The sequence below is a fragment of the Deltaproteobacteria bacterium genome, from assembly GCA_020845895.1.
GTDB lineage: Bacteria > Lernaellota > Lernaellaia > JACKCT01 > JACKCT01 > JADLEX01.
In genome coordinates this window covers 1-18,622 of record JADLEX010000061.1, presented here as the reverse complement: position 1 = coordinate 18,622, position 18,622 = coordinate 1, and the positions used below count along the sequence as shown (strand labels likewise).

13 protein-coding genes are annotated in these 18,622 nt (G+C 63.0%); 2 read left to right on the top strand and 11 right to left on the bottom strand.

Going from position 1 to position 18,622, the window contains the following annotated elements; all coding sequences use genetic code 11:
• Window positions 1-569: carbamoyl phosphate synthase large subunit (carB, locus tag IT350_08885; protein ID MCC6158157.1), on the bottom strand; the 569-nt coding region annotated here is incomplete at its 3' end.
• A gap of 316 nt (window positions 570-885) precedes the next feature.
• On the opposite strand from carB, the gene IT350_08880 reads away from it, so the two are divergent.
• Both IT350_08880 and IT350_08875 read left to right on the top strand, forming a co-directional pair.
• Window positions 886-2,550, top strand: coding sequence for a putative metal-binding motif-containing protein (locus IT350_08880; GenBank protein ID MCC6158156.1), 1,665 nt, complete (start codon window positions 886-888; stop codon window positions 2,548-2,550).
• A 61-nt stretch (window positions 2,551-2,611) separates the two neighbouring features.
• Window positions 2,612-3,292 carry a metal-dependent transcriptional regulator gene (locus IT350_08875; GenBank protein ID MCC6158155.1) on the top strand — a complete coding sequence of 227 codons (681 nt, stop codon included), beginning with the start codon at window positions 2,612-2,614 and terminating at the stop codon, window positions 3,290-3,292.
• 6 nt (window positions 3,293-3,298) lie between these two features.
• On the opposite strand, the gene IT350_08870 is transcribed toward IT350_08875, so the two are convergent.
• From IT350_08870 to IT350_08825, 10 genes are all read right to left on the bottom strand, one after another.
• Window positions 3,299-4,618 (bottom strand): metal ABC transporter permease, encoded by a 1,320-nt coding sequence (locus IT350_08870; GenBank protein MCC6158154.1) that lies wholly within the window; start codon window positions 4,616-4,618, stop codon window positions 3,299-3,301.
• Window positions 4,618-6,012, bottom strand: a complete 1,395-nt coding sequence (locus IT350_08865) for a metal ABC transporter permease (GenBank protein MCC6158153.1) — start codon at window positions 6,010-6,012, stop codon at window positions 4,618-4,620. Before IT350_08865 ends, IT350_08870 begins: the two co-directional genes overlap by 1 nt.
• Window positions 6,013-6,037: 25 nt before the next feature.
• Complete coding sequence (locus tag IT350_08860; protein ID MCC6158152.1) at window positions 6,038-6,835, bottom strand: metal ABC transporter ATP-binding protein; 798 nt, start codon at window positions 6,833-6,835, stop codon at window positions 6,038-6,040.
• Window positions 6,836-6,842: 7 nt separating this feature from the next.
• The gene (locus IT350_08855; protein ID MCC6158151.1) at window positions 6,843-7,772 is read right to left on the bottom strand and encodes a zinc ABC transporter substrate-binding protein; all 930 of its coding nucleotides are present in this window, start codon (window positions 7,770-7,772) and stop codon (window positions 6,843-6,845) included.
• Between the two features lie 143 nt (window positions 7,773-7,915).
• Complete coding sequence (locus IT350_08850; GenBank protein MCC6158150.1) at window positions 7,916-9,715, bottom strand: OmpA family protein; 1,800 nt, start codon at window positions 9,713-9,715, stop codon at window positions 7,916-7,918.
• A complete protein-coding gene (locus IT350_08845) occupies window positions 9,703-10,743 on the bottom strand; it encodes a hypothetical protein (GenBank protein MCC6158149.1) in 1,041 nt (346 codons plus the stop codon). The genes IT350_08850 and IT350_08845 overlap by 13 nt, the downstream gene beginning before the upstream one ends.
• Before the next feature lie 118 nt (window positions 10,744-10,861).
• On the bottom strand, window positions 10,862-11,899 hold the full coding sequence (locus IT350_08840; protein ID MCC6158148.1) for an HD domain-containing protein: 1,038 nt from the start codon (window positions 11,897-11,899) through the stop codon (window positions 10,862-10,864).
• Between the two features lie 125 nt (window positions 11,900-12,024).
• Entirely contained in the window at window positions 12,025-13,032 is a 1,008-nt protein-coding gene (locus IT350_08835) for a hypothetical protein (protein MCC6158147.1), read from the bottom strand.
• 213 nt (window positions 13,033-13,245) lie between these two features.
• Window positions 13,246-17,301 (bottom strand): hypothetical protein, encoded by a 4,056-nt coding sequence (locus tag IT350_08830; protein ID MCC6158146.1) that lies wholly within the window; start codon window positions 17,299-17,301, stop codon window positions 13,246-13,248.
• A 68-nt stretch (window positions 17,302-17,369) separates the two neighbouring features.
• Window positions 17,370-18,622, bottom strand: a 1,253-nt coding sequence (locus IT350_08825; GenBank protein MCC6158145.1) for a hypothetical protein, incomplete at its 5' end; no start/stop codon positions are given.

Here is an 18,622-nt window from a genome sequence, read left to right as displayed (position 1 = left end):
CGCTCGAACTCCTTGCGGTTGTACGCGATGCTTCCGCCGGTGCCGCCCAGCGTGAAACTGGGGCGGATGATGACCGGGAATCCGATCACCTCGGTGAACGCCTCGGCCTCGGCGACGGTCGCCGCGTAGACCGAGCGCGGCACCGCGAGGCCGAGTTTGTGCATCGCACCCTTGAACGCCTCGCGGTCCTCGGCTTTGTGGATCGCCTCATACTTCGCGCCGATGAGCTCGACGTTGTAGCGCTCGATGAGCCCCGACTCCCACGCATCGGTCGCGAGGTTGAGCGCCGTCTGGCCGCCGATGGTCGGCAGCATCGCGTCGGGCCGCTCGCGGATGAAGATTTTTTCCAGTACGTCGAGTGTGATGGGCTCGATGTAGGTGCGGTTCGCCATCTCCGGATCCGTCATGATCGTCGCCGGATTGGAGTTGAGCAGAACGACCTCGTACCCCTCTTCACGCAGCGCCTTGCAGGCCTGCGTGCCGGAGTAGTCGAATTCACATGCCTGGCCGATGACGATCGGACCGGAGCCGATGAGCAGAATCTTGCGGATGTCCGTGCGCTTGGGCATGGCGGGACGGGCTCTCCCTCGCGTTGCGTGTGGTTTCGACACGCGGATGCGCCGGTGCCCGCCGTCGGTTCGCACGGAACCGGCGCGACGGGCCCGGATGTCGGAAAACGACACGGCGCCAAACCGCGGGCGCGGAGATTAGCAGCATCCCACGCGCGGAACAAGCGCGGTTCGGACATCGGAAATTCGTGGGGCGCAGGCTGCTTGCGGGTCGAATTCCGCGATTTCGCACACGTTTTCCCCCGATTCGGCGTTTGACCGAAACCGCGGTTGTGCTAGCATTCTGGCGCGTTTTGTCGCGCGGATGGAGAATCAGATGACATTCCGGGTTTTGGCGTCCATGGTCGTACTGATGATGATGGTGGTCGGGTCCGCGCAAGCCGGAGTGCCGATTGCGCATGACGCGCTCGTCGCGCCGGGCTCCGGGGGATTCGACACGCTGGTTCCGCCACGATCGTTGCCGGCGCGATCCGGATCGCCGGCGATCGCCGCAACCCGCAAGGTCCTCTTCGACACGTCCCACTTTCCGTACACGGACACCGGGGATCCCAGCACGGAGTTCGTCGCTTTCATCCAGACCTTCGAACTGTATGGCTTCGACGTGTACGTGCAGTCGGATTTCGCGAATTTGATGAACTACGACGTGGTGGTCATGAGTCTGCCGCAGATGGCCTTTTCGCCGAGCGACGTCACCACCATCGAGGCGTATCTCGACGCCGGCAAGATCCTGATCGTCTTCGGCGAGTGGGGCGGATACGACCCCGGCGGCGCGGGCGGCTGGACGAACCAGTACGTCAACAATCTGCTCGACGATCTCGAGACCGGCGTGCAGATCGTCGATTCCCAGGTGTACGAACCGACGAGTTACTACCTCTACAACAAGTGGATCCTGCTCACGGATTTTTCCGACCACTGCCTCAATGAGGGCGTCGGCACCGTGGTGCACCCGCGTTGCAGCCATCTCGAAACCGACAATCCCGACAGTGGCCTGTACTTCTCGTCGGCGCAGTCGTACCTGCTCGAGTTCCCATCGCAGAACGGCCCCTTCACCATCGCGGCGATCCCGGACCCGAGCGTGCACCCCGACTGGAAGATGTTCATCATCGGCGACACCAACCTTTTCGCCAGCGATCCGCAGATCGACGCGTTCAACCTCTACGACAACCGCGATTACTCCATCAACCTGATGTTTTGGTGCGACATCGACTGCGACCTCGACAACGACGGCTACGAAGGCGGCCAGTGCGGCGGAGACGACTGCGACGACTCCGATCCGAATGTCCACCCCGGCGCCACTGAGATCGACTGCGACGGGATCGATCAGGATTGCGACGGCGATTCGCCCTGCCCCTGCACCAACGACGACCAGTGCAGCGACCATCAGTTCTGCAACGGTGCGGAAACGTGCAACACGGACACCGGCGAGTGCGAACCGGCCACGGAGGGTCCGTGCCTGGACGACGGTCTGTGGTGCAACGGCACGGAGCAGTGCAACGAGTTCACCGACCAGTGCTGGCAGTTCGGCGTGCCCTGCCCCGGTGAAGACGGCGTCTTCTGCAACGGCGAGGAGACCTGCAACGAAGACAACAACGAGTGCGAGAGTTCGGGCAATCCGTGCTCGGATGACGGCGTCTTCTGCAACGGCTACGAGGAGTGCAACGAACTGTCCGACGCCTGCGAAACGAATCCCGTTTGCGTGGACGACGGCGCGTTCTGCAACGGCGACGAGACCTGCGAGGAAGAGACGCAACAGTGCCTTCACGCGGGCAACCCGTGTCCGGACGGCGCGATCTGTCTGGAAGACGAAGATTCCTGCGATGAGCCCGACGAGGACGATGACGTCGAGCCGCCGACGGATGACGACGAAGAGACGCCGCTGGCCGACCCGACGCCCTCCGGCGAAAAAGAGGACGATGCCGGTTGGCCGGAAGGCCAGGTGACCGGCGGATGCTGCGGTTGCGGAGACAACGGATCGGATTGAAGCCGCCGACCAACCACCGCATGAAAATCCGCCGGCGACAGAGCGCGAGGTTCGCGATCTGATGGGTTCCGTATCCGTCGAGAACTACCTCAAAGCCATCTTCGAAATCGAGGAAGAGCACGGTCGCGCCACGACCACGGCGCTCGCCGAGCGCCTCGCCGTCGCGTCGCCGTCGGTCACGGAGATGATCAAACGCCTCGCGGGCGAAAAACCTCCGCTCGTGAAGTACCGGCGTCACCACGGCGTCACGCTCTCGGACGAGGGGCGACGACAGGCGTTGCGTGTGTTGCGCCGCCATCGCCTGCTCGAAACTTTTCTGATGCGCGTGCTGGGGTACTCGTGGGACGAAGTCCACGAGGAAGCCGAACAGCTCGAGCATCATATCTCCGAGCGCTTCGAGACACGGGTCGCCGCCCTGCTCGACCATCCCGCCCACGACCCCCACGGCTCGCCGATCCCCGCGGCCGACGGCGCGATGGAGACCGTGGCGTCGATGTCGCTGCGCGATCTCGCCGTGGGTCGAAGCGCCCGCGTGGTGCGAATTCGGGACGATTCGCCGGAACTCCTGCGTTATCTGGCGACGCTCGGCATCGAGCCCGATTCGGCGATCGAGGTGGAAGAACGCAGTCCGTTCGAGGGTCCGTTGCACGTTGTCGTGGGCTCTGGGCGTCGACGCCGCCGCCGTGTGATCGGTCTCAACGCCGCCGATCGCGTGCTTGTCACTCGCGAAGAAGCGACCTGAGCGCGCTCAGCGCGCCGATTTTCTGCGCGACGCCGGAATTCGATCCGTGATCGGTCGCCCGTGGGGGTCGAGATCGGGATTTCCCAGGTGCCCGGCGAGGTCTTCGCGCAGGTCGTCCGTCAGATAGTGCTCGACGCGATCCGCCGGCCCGTGTACGCGGTCCGGCGCGACGCCGAAATACTTCTCCAGATAGCTCTCCCACAATCGATGCCCGCGAATCAGATTCGAAGCGCGCGATGCGCCGCGCTCGGTCAGGATCACGGAATCGGCATCCCGCCGGATTTCACCCGATCGAAGCGCGGCCGTCAGCGCGATTCTCGCCCAGATTTCGCCGCCCACCGCCGCCAGGGCTTCGGTTTCCGAGAGCCGCCGATCGGGCGACACCTCGCGGAGTCGGTAGAGGAGTCCGAGGAGATCTTCGCGGACGACGTTGAGCGCGGCGGCGGCGCGCGAGACGCGCTTCGCGACGTATCCGTATCGCGGCGCGAACAGGACCGCCAGCGCGAAGGTCAGCCCCGCGGCGACCGCCATCATCCCCGCCGCCGACGTGGCGAGAGCGCTCGCGCCGAAGCGACCGACGAGCGCGGCGGAAGCGCCCAGCGCAGCGGAGAGGAGCGCCATGAGCCAGAGCCGATCGGTTAGCAGGTACGCCGTCGCCGGCGGTACGATCAGCATGGCCACGACGAGGATTGAACCGACCGCTTCAAACGCCGCGACGCAATACGCGGCGGTCATGAACATCAGGAGCGCGTGGACCCATGACGCCCGGATGCCGACGGTTGTCGCTAGGTCGGGGTCGAAGGAGACGATCTTGATCTCCTTCCAGAACGCGAGCACGAACGCGATCACGGCAGCGGTCATGACGCCCATCGTGACCGTGATGCGCGGAACTTCGAAACCCCAAATCGGGTGCGTATCGAGCGCAGCCGACTCGAGAATGCCATACAGGACGCACCCGGGATCGAGATCGACGGCACTCGCCGAACGCGTGATGATGACGACGCCCGCGGCGAAGAGCGTCGTGAAGACGACGCCCATGGCCGCGTCCTCCGGCACTCCGGCGAATCGGCGAATCCATTCGGTCAGCGCGGCCGTCGCGAGCCCCGCGAGCGCGGCTCCAATCAACCTGGCGAACGGCGCGCGGGACTGCGTTACCACGAAGGAAATCGCGAGCCCCGGCAGGATTGCGTGCGATATAGCGTCGCCCATGAGGCTCAGGCGGCGCAACACCAGATAGTTGCCGAGCAACGCTCCGGACACGCCGACCATCGCCCCGGTGACGACGATCCAGAACGCGATGGCGTCGATGCCAAGCACGGTGCCCATCACGCCGCCCCCGCCGACCCATGCGCTTTTGCGGGCGCGGGCCAACGGCCCTCCGCGTGAAGCGTGGTTTCGAGTTCGGCGACCAGCGCGGGTGGGAGCGCCTGTTCGAGCTGCGTCGTGTCCCGATCGGCGTAGTCGCCGGCGACGTCGGCGTAGCGCATGAGAAACAGCTCCCACAGTCGCCGTGACTTGGCGACGGTCGCGGCGTCCGAGAGCCCCTGTCCCGTCAGCCGGACCTTCCCGTCCGACAGTTCGACCTGCCCCCGACGCGCCGCGTTTGCGAGTTCGCGCCGGACGTGACTTGCGGTCCACGACCTCGCGGCCGATACCCGATCGAGCGGAATCGACGGGCGGGCCACGGGGTCCGGATCGGACAGATCGTAGAGCGTGCGCAGCAGGTTTTGCCGGGCTACCCGTGTGCGCATCGACGCGAACGACAACGCCCGGGATATGACCCCGCGACGCGGAGCGAAGAGCATGGAAACGGAAAAGATCGCCGCGCCGGTGAGCACGATCATCGCCCCGGCCGGGAACTCCGACCAATGGGCGCTCGCCGCCGTGCCGGCCGCTCCGGTCGCGAGTCCGAATATCGCCGAGAGAACGAGCATGTAACTCAGGCGCTCCGTCCAGAATCGAGCCGACACGCCCGGCAAGATGATGAGCGACGCCATGAGCACGACGCCGACCGCGGGAAGCCCGATGACCACCGCGGCGACCAGCAGCGCCATCATGAGCGCGTCGAGCGCGAGCACGGGAAATCCCTGGACCGCGGCGAAGGCCGAGTCGAAAGACAGGAGCTTGAATTCTTTGTAGAGCAGCAGCGTGATGGCCACGATATTCGCGCCGACGAGGGCGATGAACACGAGATCCTGACTCACCATGCCGGCCGTCTTGCCGAGCAGAAACGAATCGAGTCCGGCTTGCCGGCCCGTCGGGTCGTTCTGCGCGATGCCCGACAGCGCGATGCCCGCGCCGTAAAAGACCGACAGCACGATTCCGATCGCGGCGTCGGCCTTGATGCGCGTGTGGCGCTGCAGCCAGGACACGCACGACGAGCCGAGAAGCCCTGCCGCCAACGCGCCGCCGAGCAGCCAGGTGAAGTCGCGCTCGCGAATGATGAGAAATGCCGCGGCCACGCCGGGCAGCGCCGCGTGGGCGACCGCGTCGCCGACCAGCGATCGACGGCGAAGAACGGCGTAAGAACCGATGATCCCGGACGCCGCGCCCAGCAGGCTCGTTCCGAGGAGCACGAGGAGTGTGTTGTAGCGAATGCCCACCGCGCCCGCGACGGACTCGACGGCACGCACCACACCCGTGGGACCGATCAAGGCGTGCGCGGCGACCTGCACCCCAATCAGAATTCCCAGCACAATGGCGAGTCGCCGAATGGGCATCACGTTTCCGAGGGTCGATTCACGATCATCGCGTCGCCCGCCGCACGGCTTCCGCCGCCTGATCGAGATGCGTCAGCCGACCGCCGTACGTCTTTTGCAGGTTTTCCGTCGTGTACGTGTCCTCGACGGGCCCACTGGCGACGACGCGCATGTTGAGCAGAACCAGGTGATCGAAATAATCGCGTACCGTTTGCAGGGTGTGATGCACGACGACCACTGTTCGGCCGGAATCCTTGAGTTCGTGAAGCAGGTTCAAGATGGCCTGCTCGGTCGCCGCGTCCACGCCCGCGAATGGTTCGTCCATGAAGTACAACCGCGCGTCCTGCGCGAGCGCCCGGGCAAGAAACACGCGTTGCTGCTGTCCGCCCGAGAGCTGGTTGATCTGGCGTTTGGCGAACGCGCCCATGCCGACCTTCTCGAGGCAAGCGCGCGCAAGCGCCGCATCGGCCTTGCCCGGCCGCCGAAACCAACCGACATGGCCGTAGCGCCCCATCAGGACGACCTCGAGCGCGCTCACGGGAAAGTCCCAATCGACCGACTCCCGCTGCGGAACGTAGCCGACGAGTGACCGCTGTTCCTCGTACGGCTTGCCGAAGATCTCAACCTTGCCGCTGGCACGGGGGATGAGCCCGAGGACAGCCTTCATGAACGTGCTTTTTCCCGCGCCATTCGGGCCGACGATCGCGATGAGGCGTTTCGCGGGAAGCGTAAGATCGACGTCCCAAAGCACGGGTTTGCGGTGGTAGGCGACGGTCAGATCCCGAACGAGCAACGGGGGAGCGTCGTTCGAATCCGACCAGGGACGAGGTTCCGGAGAATTCATGCCCGTCTCACTTCAGCGCGGTCACGATGGTGTTGACGTTGTGACGCACCATGCCGACGTAGGTGCCCTCGGGCGATCCCTCCGCGCCCATCGCATCGCTGAAGAGTTCGCCGCCGACGGTGACCTCGGCTCCGCGCGACCGCGCGCCTTCGACGAGGGCCTCGACGTTTTTACGCGGCACGCTCGACTCGACGAACACGGCCTTCACGCCGCGCGACGAGATCAAATCGACCAGCGCGTTGATCTCTTTCACTCCGGCCTCGCTCTCGGTGCTGATGCCCTGAATCCCGCGCACCTCCAGTCCGTACGCCCGGCCGAAATATCCGAACGCGTCGTGGGCCGTGATGAGCACCCGCCGCTCCGGCGGAATCGTCCGAATCTGCTCGCCGACCCACTGATGAAGCGCCCGCAACTCTTCGACGTAGGCGGCGGCGTTTTTCTCGAAATCGGCCTTGTGCGCAGGGACAACTTCGGCAAGACCGTCGCGGATCGCCGCGGCGGCGCTCGCCCACATCGACACGTCGAACCAGACATGCGGGTCGTAGTTGCCCTGAAACTCCGGCGGTTCGCGCAGCTTCGCGGGGTCGATCTTGCCGGTGACCGGAATCACCGGTTTTTTTCGCGCCAGCGACACGAGGATATCGCCGAGTTTCCCCTCGAGATGAAGGCCGTTGTAAAAAACGATGTCCGCCCCGGAGAGCAGACGGATATCGGATTCGCTCGCCTTGTACAAGTGCGGGTCCGTCCCCGGCCCCATCAAGCCCGCTGCCCGAACATGCTCCCCGCCCACGATGCGCACAACATCGGTGACCATGCCGATCGTGCCGACGGCCTTGATCGGGCCGGACTCGACGGGAGGGCCGCCGGATTCGGTTTGCGTCGGCGCGGCACCCTTGCAAGCGGGAACGATCGACAAGAGCGCGATGGCGACGAACATCCGCCGAATGGTCGGCGGGAATCGGAAATTCCGAAAACGCTTCATGGAGACCCTCTTTGACATGGAAATCTGGACCTAATTCATTATTTAGTCAATCCTAATTCCATGACGAACGTCACCCCGAACGCGAATATGAGCCGGTTCTATTCCTCGATTTCGTGTTCGAAGACGAACTCGACGCGGCGGTTCTTCTGCCGGTCGGGCTCGTTGGTGTTGGGCGCGATCGGCTTGGACGGACCGTAGCCGACGGCGTAAAGCAACTTGGGATCGACGCCGCGCTGGATGAGCCACGCGCGCACAGCCTCGGCGCGCCGCTGCGACAGGCGCTCGTTGTGCACGATCCAACCTTCGCTCGACGTGTGTCCCTCGATGCGAACGCGCTTGACGCCGCCCGCGCCTTGTTCCGCCTTGATCTTTTCGAGCGCGTCCAACAGCACGGGGTTCGAGATGTCTCGAATGCGCGGCGAGTCGAAAAAGAAGTGGATCGTGCCGGTGAGGATGACTTTCTTCTGAAGGACGATGGTGACCTCGCGCTGTTCACCGGGCGCGAGCAAAACGCTCACGTCTTCGAAGGTGAATCCGACGCCCGAGCCGCGCACGAGGTACTCCCCGGGAGACAATTCACCCGTCCATGTCCCGGCGGGCAACTCGTGCGTAATCGATCCCGGCTCGTCCATGCGGGTGATCGTGATCGTCGAATTCGCGATCGCCGATTTGTCTTTCTCGAAGATGACGCGAACGGTCAGTTGCGGGAGCGGCGGCGGAACGGGCGCCAGCGCGAATGAAACCGTCCGCTGCTGTGCGTCGGGCACGTCCACAATTGCCGTCTGCGCGATGTATCCCGCGGAGGACGCCGCGATCGTGTACGGTCCCGGCTCGATCACCGCGCCCCACGACCCCGACGCATCCGCCGTCACCGAAAACGACTTCGTCCCCGTCACATCGAGCGTCGCCGCGAGCGGCTCGCCCGCGTCGTTCGTCACGACGACATCGAGTCGCCCCTGTGGAACGTACACGACCTTTTTCACGCAGGTCGGGTAGTAGTCGAATCCCGCGACGGCGCGGTACTGCGGCGATCCGAGTCCGCCGCCGAAGCCGCCGCCGCCGCCGCCGATCACGCGCATGCCCGATCCGAACTTCCAGCGCAGCGTGGCCAGCGCCTCCATCGGCACAGTTCGGATCTCGTCGTTGGTCTTGTTCATGTCGGACCAGAACGACTCACCGAAATATTCGATGGAAAAACCGAATCCCGACGCGAAATCCCGTGCGATGCCCGCGCCGAAGAGGATCGAATCGCCCACGTCCAGACCCAAGACGTCGCGGCGCGGTCGGTAGAGATATCCTCCGCTCACGGCGATGTCGAAGACGCCAAAATCCTTTTCGAGAATCAGCTTCGCGCCGGGATTGACCGTGCCCTCGCCCAACAGGTGATCGGGGTCTCCGGTTGGAAATGTCGCGAAGGTCGCCAGCGCGAGGCCGAAGGGGCCGGGGTCGTCGCGCACCAAACCGAACTTGATCTCGCCCTTGAGATCGCCGAAGGCGCTGACGTTCTCCTGCAGGGCGCTTTTTGCGCCGAGCTGCTCGATGTCGTCGAGCGATTTGCCGCGAGCGCGCACGTGAAACGGCGCTTCGACACCCATGCTCAGCCAGCGCCATGGCGAAAACGCCGCGGTCAAATGCGCGGTCGCCACCGACGCGAAGACCGCTGAGTCGAAATTGTCATCGATGCGTTGCTCGACGAGACCCGACGCGTAGTCGCCGTAAAGCCCGAATCCGTAACACATCCGGGGCATCGTCGCGGCGTCCTCGATCGCGAGGAATCGCCCGTTGAAGATGCTCGGGCGGAACATCTGCGCGTTGTACGATTGATCGACCGCCGCAGCCGGCGCGGCGACGAGCAGAACGACGGCGACGATGATCGACGCGCGTCTCATAACGAGCACGATCCGCCGGTGTATTCCACGGATTCATCGACCGGCGTCGGCGCGGGCTGCGCGTCGTCGTCGCTCACATCGTCATCGGTCGCATCGTCGTCCGCGGTATCGTCATCCGACGTGTCGTCATCGGCGTCATCGTCCGTGTCGTCATCGGCGTCGTCGTCCGCGTCATCGTCGGTATCATCATCCGCGTCGTCATCCGTATCGTCGTCGCCGGGTTGCGTCGTGGTCGTGGTGGACGTGGGAACGCTGGTGGTGGTTGTCGGCGCGGTCGTTGAGGTCGAACCCGTCGTCGTCGTGGTCGTCGTTGTCGTCGGTTCCGACGTCGTGGTCGTGGGTTCGCTGGTCGTGGTCGTCGGTTCCGTGCTGGTGGTCGTCGTCGTAGTTGTCGTCGTCGTGGTCGTCACAAGGCAGTATTCCGTCACGGCGCGGAACATCACGTTGCCGTCGGGACGCACCACGTCCCAACCCGTCCACCCGTCTTCGTCGTTTCCGACCCACCCATGCCCCGCGTGCGGCACATCCTGATCGAGTCCCACGCCGCTGTCGCCGGGTCCCGCCTGAAACTCCACGCCCATGCACCACGCGCCGCTCGCGATCGGCGTCGCGAAAACCGGTTCTCCCGAAACATCGAAGCTGAAGAATCCCGCGCCGGGCGGATCAAACACGTCGGAAACGAACCACGGGGCGCTGTCGGGCGGCGAGATTGCGTCCGCAGCCGAATAGACCACCCATCGCATCGAAGACGTTTCCTCGATCCCGACCAGAAATCCCGAGACTTCCACGAGATATGACGGAAACTGTTCGGGCTCGATGCAGGTGATGTACTGGGTGCCGGGGAACGCCGTGAACAGCGAATCCCATGCGCCGTCGTCCTCGATCAGGTCCTCGGTCGCCGAGACCTCGCACTCGGCCGCGACGAGGTTGTCATCCTCGTCCTGACCCTCGAAGGTCGCGGCGCCAAATGTCGCGAAAACCGCCAACGCGGAACACACGATGAGTCCGAAACGCAGGATTGGTCGTTTCGCGCGCAACGCAGCCACCCATTGGGAAAGCCCAAATCACCATATTTATCGGCGAGATCCGCGAAAAGTTGAAAGTAAATTATGAAGAACGCGAGATCGCCGGGGTTTTCGGCTCGACCGCGTGCCTTTACGACGCCTTTTCCTTCTCGACACCAATGGCGCGCAGGAAAACATCGACCAGATCGGGATCGAACTGGAGGCCGGCGTTGCGGATGATGATCCGGCAGGCGTCTTCGTCGGACAGCGCGCGGCGGTAGGGACGATCCGACGTCATGGCGTCGTAGGCGTCGCAAACCGCGAGGATGCGTCCGCCGAGCGGGATGTCCGCCCCGGCGAGGCCGTCCGGATAGCCGCTGCCATCGTAAAACTCGTGGTGGTGACGCACGATCATCGAAATCCGCCGAAACTGCGGGATCTGTTCGAGGATCTTCACGCCGATGACCACGTGCTCCTTGATGATCTCGTACTCCTCGGGCGTCAGCTTGCCCTCTTTGTGGAGCACCGACTCGCGCACGCCGATCTTGCCGATGTCGTGGAAGAGCCCGGCGAGATGCAGCTCCTCCTGATCGCGCGGCGACAGGCCGAGCCGCTTCGCCACCGCCAGCGCCGTGTCCGCCACGCGCCGCGAGTGACCCTCGGTGTACTTGTCCTTGGCTTCGAGCGTGTGGACGAGGCTGTTGATCGTGTTGTTGATGAGGTTCTGCTTCTCCTCGTTGCGCAGACGCAGCGACAGGAGCTGTTCCTTCATCTTCTTTTCGAGATTCGTCTGGAAATCGCGGTTTTCGAGGGCGAGCCGGCGCTTTTCGATGGCGCGCTGGACCGACATGAGCATGGAATAGCTGTGGAAAGGCTTGACGACGAAGTCGTACGCGCCCTTTTCCATCGCCTTTTGCGCGATCTCGAAGTCGTTGTAGGCCGTCGTCACCACGCAGTCCACGCCGGGGTGTGACGCCTGCACGTAGTCCATCAACGCGAATCCACCCGTCTTCGGCAGGTGCGTATCGACGATGACGAGGGCGATGAACTCCGTCTCGAGAATGCTCATCGCCTCGGCCGCGTCGCGCGCGGAGGTCACGCCAAACTCCTGCGACTCGAACAGGCTCACCAGACTCTCGCGCACGGTGGAGTCCGGATCGACGACGAGAATTTTTTCGCGAAATTTCATGCCACCTCGAACGGCAACGCCCTGCGCATCCCAAGCATCCTGGCCCGATACTCGCCCAAGACGGGCGTAAGGACCATGACGCGATTCATCCTAACGACATTTCATCGAAGGTTTCGAGCGTTTCCTTAAATCATTTTCTCACGAAGCGGCCCTTCCGGATATGGATCGGTGACGGAAATCACGCCTTTTCGGTTTCCCGCCTCGCACCAGACCAGCATCGGTTCGGTCGGTCGCTTTTTGGTCCAGAAGAGAATCATCCGCGCCGCGTCGATCCGATCCGCCTCGGTGTGCTCGCCGAGAATCAGCGCCGAGGGCCCCTGGAAATTCTCCGGCATCAAGAACGCCCTGGCCCGGTCCTGATACGCCTCCAACATGGCGTTCTCGCGCTCGTTGCGGCCGACGACCACGCGCACCTGGTCGCGCAGCTTCACGATCCGGCCGAACTGGAGGATCTGGAGATCGCGGAACAGCACCTCGTCCTGCCGGTCGAACAGATCGCGCACGCGCACGGCGAAGTTTTTATCGGTGAGCAGACACCCGCCGGCGGGAGTCGGGAAATCGGTGACGCCGTACTTCTTCGCGAGCGCGAACTGCTCCTTGCGCGAGCGTCCCGTGATCGCGCCGAGCCGGTCGCGGTCGAGCGTGCCGTCCTGCTCCGGCTTGGTCGGCGGCATTTCGCGGGCGGAGAGCGGACGCAGCAAGATTCCGCCCATGTCGGATTGTTCGTCGATGGTCTCCATGGCGTCCTTGCGCTGGCTCATCGGGCGCTGGCCGAGCACCTCGCCGCTGACGATGAAATCCGCGCCCTCGTCCTCCATCACCTTCTTCGCCTTTTTCATCGTGTAGATGCGGCAGTCGATGCACGGGTTCACGCCGGCGCCGTAGCCGAAACGGCCGTGGCGGATGACGTCCACGTAGTCCTCGTCGAGCGGCACGAAACGCACCGGCACGCCAAGCTGCCGCTGCGCCGTCTGGATCTTCGATTCGCCCCCGTCGCCGGCAGTTCGGCACGACGGGCAAAACGGGCTGACGAAGTTGAGGCCGATCACCTCGACGCCCTGCTCCATCATCATCTTCGCCGCGAGCGTCGAATCGAGCCCGCCCGACAGCAGCGCGATGGCTTTCTTGCCCATGGATCGCTCCAAATCCGGCAACAAACCGGACTGGTTTCTGGTTATCAGTTGAGTGTGCGGGCGAGCGAGTGGCGTGTCAATGAGGAACGGCAAGATCGGTCAGATGGGGGACCGCGAGACGCGGGAAAAGCCTCGTATGCAACGATGATGGAACGTTCTGCCCCGCCCCGGAAACCCTCGCGGGCTTCCGGGGCGGGTTTGTTCAGGGTTGGACTATTCGCACTCGGCCGGCGTCGGGTTCGTTTCGTATTCGTCTCCGAACACCACGGGCGCCATCGTGATCGCGGTCTCGAAGACCTTCGGGACGTACGCCCCCTCTTCCTCCTCGCCCGCCGTCGCTGTCACCGTATAGGGACCGCCGGCATCGACGTTGAATGTCAGATATGCGGAATACAGTTCGGTCCACGTACTCGTTCGCACGTCCGTGAACGCTCCGTATTCGTTCTGGTAGAACGTCTGGGTCGCGCCCGCGTCGTTCGAGATCACGGCGCAGCCGACACCCTCCCACTCGGACGGCGCTGACCAGTAGACCGCGCCGAAAAGGATGCCCGTTCCGGTCTCCTGCGTGACGTTCAGCGAATCGGCGATGTCGTCGACGAGGCTGTCCGAGGCGAGGAACATGCGCATCGTCCCCGGAGGCATCATGTTGAAGACGTAGAGCGGTCGGTATCCCGTCTTCATGACGCGCACCGAGACCTCAAGTCCCTCGCCGACCGAAAAGTCGCAGTTGCCCGCGGCGTCCGACTCCGTCTCGATCGACGGGGAGAGCGGCTGCCCGGTGGAGTTGTTGACCAGCGTGCAGGTCGCGCCTTCGACCGGCAGTTCCGACTCGGCGTCATAGATGTTGAAGACGAAGTCGATCTTCTCGCAATCGCCCGCTTCCCACGAGCAGGTGTCGCCGCACTGGCAGATCCGGTCATCGCCCAGATCGCACGGATCGCCGTCCACGCAGCACAGATCCGTTCCCTCGTACCCGTCGCACCACTCGACTTCGCTGAGATCCAGCGGCGTCTCGTCGGTGCACTCCCCATCGTCCACCACCGCTGCGGGAACGTAGTCTCCCTCGTCGGTGTCGGCGGTGCAGGCGGTCATGCGGATCGTTCCGTCCGCTTCACCCTGGGCGGAGAAGGTCGGATGATCCGGGTTCTCGTGGTTCACATCAAGGTCGTCCTTCGCGCGGATCGCGATCAACCCTCCCCCGGAATCCTCCTCCATCGGGTCGGCGTCCGCCTCGAAACTTGCATCCGTGTTGATCGTCACGTCTTCGCCGAACACCGAGATCACGCCGCCGTGCAACGTCTCGTTAGCCGCGAGTTGCCCGTCGATGACGAGCGAGCCTTGCGACTGAAGGCGAATCGTTCCCGCGCCGTAGGGATCGGTGCGTCCCGCGTTCGTCACGGAAATCTCCGCCCCCGACTCGACCTCGATCGAATTGAAAGCCGCGAGATGAATCGAACCCGACACGTCCGAGTCGTTCGAGATCGAACCGCCGACCGTAATGTTCCGCGCCACGATGGTGATGTCGGAATTCGTGTCGTCGTCGGGATCGATCCCCAGCGAAGCGCCGGACTCGATCGTGAAATCGCAGTCGGTGACGATCATCAACCCCTGCGGCCCGGTTTCGAGGGATGTGGACGCGGGGACCGTGACGTCGTAGCCGGTGAGATCCAGAAAGACCTCCTCGTCCACCGGGTCCGGCCACTCGTCGAGTTCGAGGGAAGCGCACGAGGTTGTGACCGGGAACTCGAAGGATGCCAGACGCACCCAACGATCGGGAAAGAGAAACTCCAACAACGCCCGCAGCAGCAGTTCGAGAGGTCCGGCATCGGGACGGACGTGTTGCTCATAGGGAGGGGGACCGTCGGTGGGCGGCACCACGTTCGTGCCGACCATCGTGACAGGCGTCGTCGTCCCGGCCAGATAACTCCCATTGTCGTACTCGCGCAGTTCGGCCCAGGCCGTGAACTGGCGGGGGGAGCGAAGTTCCGAGAAATTGGGCGTGGCGGATATCGGATCGCCGAACGCCACGCTGAAGACGCGGCACTCGTGATCCTCGGGGACCGGATAGAACGGATAGACGTCGAGCACGTCGACACCGAGAAAGCCGTCGTGGAAACGGCTGACATCCGAGTCGCCCGTCGCGGCCCGGCACTTGTCCACATACAGGGCCAGCGCGGTGCCAGGGTCTCTTTCGGCGAATGTGGTGTTGTAGAGGTAGTTGTCCTGCTGGTCGATCAAGTAGGACGCGTTCCCCAGAGACGAGCGGTCGTAGTCGTTCGTCGATTCGTCCTCGCACCCCGGGAGAACGTGCCAGAAGCGATCCGCCGACGCATGAAAAAATATCTCGGCCTCCTCGCCAACGGTTGTCGGCCTGAAGCAGGAGATCATTTCGTATTGGGCGACGTCGTAATCCGGTTCCTGGCCTATACCCGGCACCCGATGAACGGAGCGAGTGACGAGGACACCGGGCTCCAGCGTCGTCGGGGAGACGGGGGCAGGCGGCAACGAAACCAACTCCGGCGGGTCCGGTGCCGTACCCAAGAGGAATGACGCATTCGACAGAATGAAGTGTCGAACCGTCCCGAGCACCCTGTTCAGCGCCAGCGTCTCGAACGGGGCGTCCATGTCGAGGTTCTGAAAGACACCCGACGGATTGATCCAGTCGCCGTTCAGAAATGTCTCAAACGTCGATGTCGCTTCACCGAAGTCCGGGTATGCATCCGCGTCGAGGTCCTTCGACGGGGTCAAATTCATGGAATAATAGTCCCGGAGATTCGCGTCGGCCGCGCCGGCCATTCCCATGAAGTACTTGTGATCCAGATCCGGCGCGAGATGCATCTTCGCGAGATCCGTTCCGAGGTAGTCCGCGAGATACATCCACGTGCGTTCCATCCCACGTACCGAGAACGGTTCGTCTTGCGCCCCTTGAGCCAGCAGAACCGGGCGTTCGGCGAACGTCGGATCGTAAAGAAGGGGACTGAAGTATCGCGCGACCCGGCACGACGCGTCCATGCGATCGATTGCGATTTGAGGATAGACATCCCCCAGCGTTTCGAGGTAGCTTTGACTGTCGAACCTATCACAGTCCCACGAGACGAAAGGGGCTTGGTGAACAGGTGGCGACCATGCGCCATCGCTGGTCAGGAGCCTGAGGGCCAAGAAGTCGCCCGGGACCCGAAAATTGTCCTCTAAGCCTACGTGAGAGGCAATCGTAAAGGTTCCTGTGACTCGGCTGCCCGGATCTGCCTCATTTGATATCATCGATGCGATGCCGCCCATACTGAAACCGCCAACAAATAATTCGCCGTTCGTCCACGGGTTCGTTTCATCGGCGAAGAAATGCTGGAAGAGGCTGATGCCTTTCATGGCAGATTCAGCGTACCACCACAGAATGTGGCGATCGGGTTTTGGGTTGTTCTCTCCGATGAACCCGCCGAGCAGCGATTTTCCGATGGCGGCGGAGATGTCATAGTCCTCGTATTCGGGTGGTGCCGCATTGCCAAGCAATCCGAGGCTCGTATGCCATATACCGTCATAATCCGTGTCTCCGGGACCCATGAAAACCGTACAGAAATCTTCCTCACAGTCGTCGTTGGGGTCGGCGTCCTCATCAATTTGCTTCTCACTGATCGCCTTGTGCCCCGGAGGCGCGATCATGAGCAGCATGACCTTTCCTTTTGCGGCATTCACCCCTGTGTCCGGCGTATCCGCGGAAAACATCGCGGCGTATTTCGCTGCCATCGAAGGAGTCGCGACATTTTCTAGGCCAGGGAGGAAGAGGACTCCGGGCCGCCCAAGACCGTTGAGAAAGTCGACTTCGCAGTCGATCTTGCGCCCTTCTTCATCAACCGGGCGTTCTGTCGCGAGGAAGCCGTACGTCCAGCCCTCGGTCATGCTTCCGCCGCCGCCCGTCCGCACGATCGCACGGTAACGAACCCTGGACGTGCAAAATTCCCTGTAATATTTCGCTTGGCGGTTCGGTTCGGTCTCGTTCCAGTCTTGGCTGTAGTCGAGACCAATGGTCATGACCTGCATCTGGTCGATGACGAAATCGTCGCGGACGATCTTGGTCGAGGTGTCGTTCGACACGTTCGTGTCGAAGGGCTCCGTGCGAAAGTCCTCATATTCGTTCTCGCATTCCGTGAACAGATCACCGAGTGCCTCGGGCGGTTCGCTCATTACGCACGGGCTTGCCCACGCGGATACCGCACGAAAAACGATGATGCAGAGCGCGATCGCAAACACACGTCTCCTGTTGCCGGTTCTCATGGTTCTTCCTCCCAGCTTCGCTCAATAAGTTGTTTATCGCGCACACCGGCTCGGCCATCGAGCCGTTTTCAGTCTCCGATCGTCATCGGGAATCTGGCCGTCATCAACGCGCCACCGGAGATGAAAATTCCGAACAATTCATCGTTTGGCTGCACAAACAGAGAAAATGCGGCCCCCTCCGCGGTTTCCGTGAAAATTGGCGTCCAATCCCACGACCCATCTCTGTTCGTCTGGTAGACCATCCCGTCTGCGTTGCTCGAGGGGGTGCCGGAACTCAAAATATGGGCCTTACCGAGATCGTCGATGGCAAACGCATCGTATTGTGTGCCGTAGGGGACCGTTTCACTTTCCCATGCACCATTCGCATTCGTCGCCAGATTGGCGGTCGTCGATGTTGTGTACAACCAGAGGGAATCGTCCGATGCATGATGGAGTCGAGCGAAGGGGCTGGTTTTCGACGTGTCCGAAAATTCGACGGCCCAACCACCCGACTCGTCGCGCTCGGCGATGTACATTCCAAGGCCGGCGAATCCGTCCTGCGGATACGAACAGACCGGCGTTTCATCGTCCGTCAAGACGAAGTCGGTGCAGTAGGTCGTCGTCGGGTCCACGGAAATGAGTTCCTTGGCCCAAGAGCCGCCCGCATTCGTTGCATACCAAGCCTTGGCGCCTCCGATGATCGATTCGTACGCCACATGGAGCGCGTCGTCCTCCCCGATTTCCATGAAGGTATCGTAGTAGACGTGGCCGGTATCGAGGTCCTCGATGCTCCATCCGCTTTCCGTCCGCACCGCGTGGCGGAGCGCCTCGTCCCGCTTGCTCGCGTAGAAGACGTGGGGGGTGCCCGTCGAGTCGAGTCGGAGGGCCGCGTCATCTCCGAAGGCATACTGCTCGTCCGTTTCCTCGATGATCGACTCGCTCCAGCCGTCCGCGTCCATCACGCCATACGAAACCGTCGTCCAGAGACCGCGAATCATGGGCACGTGAATTCGCCCGAGGTCGTCGAGGACGGGTCGACCATTGAACGTTCCGGCGGCTCCGGCTAGAGCTTTCGTCGTCCAAGCGCCACCGGATCTCGTCGTGTACATCATCCATTCCAATTCGTCCGTGTTCCGGCGATAGTGCAGAACGTGCAGGTCGCCGGCGGCGTCGATGTCCGCGGCGATGTCCCACGCGCTGCTGCTGCTGCTCCCGAAGAGCTTCGAATACACCCACTCGCCCGACTCGTCGGTCGCGTGGAACATCTGGTCGCCGTCGTCGTCGGAATAGACGAAGTGCCGGTGCCCGACCGCGTCGCGCATCATGTTGACGTAGAGCGTCG